The organism is Candidatus Aquicultor sp., from assembly GCF_054640775.1.
The window spans coordinates 1-1,980 of record NZ_JBTSLF010000209.1; the positions used below are offsets into that span (position 1 = coordinate 1).

Annotated in this window: 2 protein-coding genes, 2 tRNA genes and 1 pseudogene; all 5 read left to right on the forward strand. The window is 52.6% G+C overall.

The genetic code is table 11. The annotated features are described in order from the left end of the window. The first annotated feature begins 91 nt into the window (after positions 1-91). The 5 genes and pseudogenes from ACYC56_RS12820 (at position 92) to purE (ending at position 1,858) form a co-directional block, all read left to right on the forward strand. Positions 92-166: transfer RNA gene (locus tag ACYC56_RS12820), tRNA-Val, on the forward strand. Positions 167-252: 86 nt separating this feature from the next. Then, positions 253-329: transfer RNA gene (locus ACYC56_RS12825), tRNA-Asp, on the forward strand. A 101-nt stretch (positions 330-430) separates the two neighbouring features. Further along, the gene (locus ACYC56_RS12830) at positions 431-862 is read left to right on the forward strand and encodes a DsrE/DsrF/DrsH-like family protein (protein WP_461374568.1); all 432 of its coding nucleotides are present in this window, start codon (positions 431-433) and stop codon (positions 860-862) included. A gap of 96 nt (positions 863-958) precedes the next feature. Beyond that, positions 959-1,225: pseudogene (locus tag ACYC56_RS12835) on the forward strand (DF family (seleno)protein); the annotation flags it as partial. A gap of 120 nt (positions 1,226-1,345) precedes the next feature. After that, positions 1,346-1,858 (forward strand): 5-(carboxyamino)imidazole ribonucleotide mutase, encoded by a 513-nt coding sequence (gene purE / locus ACYC56_RS12840; RefSeq protein ID WP_461374569.1) that lies wholly within the window; start codon positions 1,346-1,348, stop codon positions 1,856-1,858. Positions 1,859-1,980: the final 122 nt, after the last annotated feature.

Sequence of the window (1,980 nt, forward strand, 5' to 3'; positions counted from 1 at the left end):
CGCAGGTGTGCGCCAAACCGTGACATTGCGGTCTATTGCTCAAAACGACGGAGGATGAGAAGACACCATCCCCGGTCCATTGTTCGAAACTGGGAGTTTAGCTCAGCGGGAGAGCATCTGCCTTACCAGCAGAGGGTCACAGGTTCAAATCCTGTAACTCCCACCAGTAGGTATTTGACCTGTGAAGGGTCGTTGAAAATTACAGAAAAAGCCAGTATAATCATGCTAGCCGTAGAAGCGGCAAAACAACATGGGGGCGTAGTGTAGCGGTTTAACATTCCGGCCTGTCACGCCGGCGATCGCGGGTTCGAATCCCGTCGCTCCCGCCAAGGTCTTACCAAAAGTAAGGCCTTTTTTGTTCCCCAAATTCTTCCCCAAACCTTTCATCCCTTGTAAGATAGAAAGACTTATACAAGAAGGAGGCGCCTGAGTGAACATCCGGCAAGACTCTCCTAAAAAGGTCTCGATAATCTGTTTTCACGATGAGCTTTGCCAGGTATTTAACGCACTGGTGATTGCGCTTAACTTGCTGCGCTCAGGGGCGCAGGTTACAATCTTTTTCACCTCTCGCGGCGTCAATGCGCTGCATAGGGATAAGATAAAGCTCCTCAGCTGTGTGCCCGAGCAGCCCCAGGTCGAGCGAAAAGATATCATGAGGCGAATGGCTGCGATGAATTTGCCGGAGGCCGAGCTTCTGCTCGAGGTGCTCATTCTTGAGGGGGCGGCCATCCTGGCCTGTCCGCTGAATCTCGGGCTCTTTGGGGTCGACCCCGATGAGTTGGCCCCGGGCGTGAGAGTCGCCGACCCGGCCACCTACTACAAAGACGTCATCATGGGCGCCGATATAAATCTTACCTTCTAACGGGAATAAGGAGGTATACAGGATAATCACCAACGACCAAGCGAGGAGCGTATGAATATTCAACTACTCTACTTTACCGGTTGACCCCATTTCGAAAACGCGCAGGATGTGCTTGCCGAGGCCATGGAAGAATTGGGAATCGACCAGCCGGTCGAAATAATCGACATGCGGGGTGAACAGGAAGCCCAACAGCTTAAGTTCTTGGGTTCGCCGACTATCAGGGTGAACGGACAAGACGTCGACCCTGCAGCCCGGCAATCTATTGATTATGGGATGAAGTGCCGTCTTTACCGGACAGAAGAGGGAACTGTGGGCTGGCCGAGCAAGAGAATGGTTCTGACCGCACTCAAAGAAGGCTTCTGATATCCTAACCCAAGCCCGCATACGGGCCGATTATGATATCATAGTGCTTTAATTACTGTGCTTTGATCACTATGCATTGATTGTGGTGCTTGAGGATTTCTTGAACTGGGAGCGATAGCGATGCGATCCGAGAATACTATACCGCTGGTCGGGATTTTAATGGGAAGCGATAGCGACCTTGCCGTTATGGAAAAAGCCGCAAAGGTCTTAAGCGAGCTGGGCGTGCCTTACGAGATGGATATCTCGTCCGCACACCGGTTACCCGATAAAACCGCTAAGTACGCGCAGACGGCGCGTGAGCGCGGCTTGATGGTAATCATCGCGGGCGCGGGGATGGCCGCGCATCTGGCCGGGGTTATCGCTTCGCACACGACCCTACCGGTTATTGGCGTGCCCTTAAAATCGGGCGCTTTAGAGGGTGTGGATGCGCTTTATGCTACCGTACAAATGCCTCCCGGCATACCGGTTGCAACTGTCGCTATAGATGGCGCCGCAAACGCGGCGTATCTGGCCTGCGAGATACTGGCCGTCTCAAACCCCGAGATCGCCAGACGTCTTGAGGAAAAGCGCGAGGAGACCCGCGAGCAGCTGATGGAAAAATCCAAAAAGTTAAAAGAGGGATTTGCCGACTAAAGGTTTCTTAAGAAGCCTAGAACCACTGCCGTTTACGTACCCCAAGGTAATTGGATTGAGATAACGCACTTCTCTCGACAGCCCTCTTAGCCATATCATTTTCCGGGGGGTAAAGAACCTTA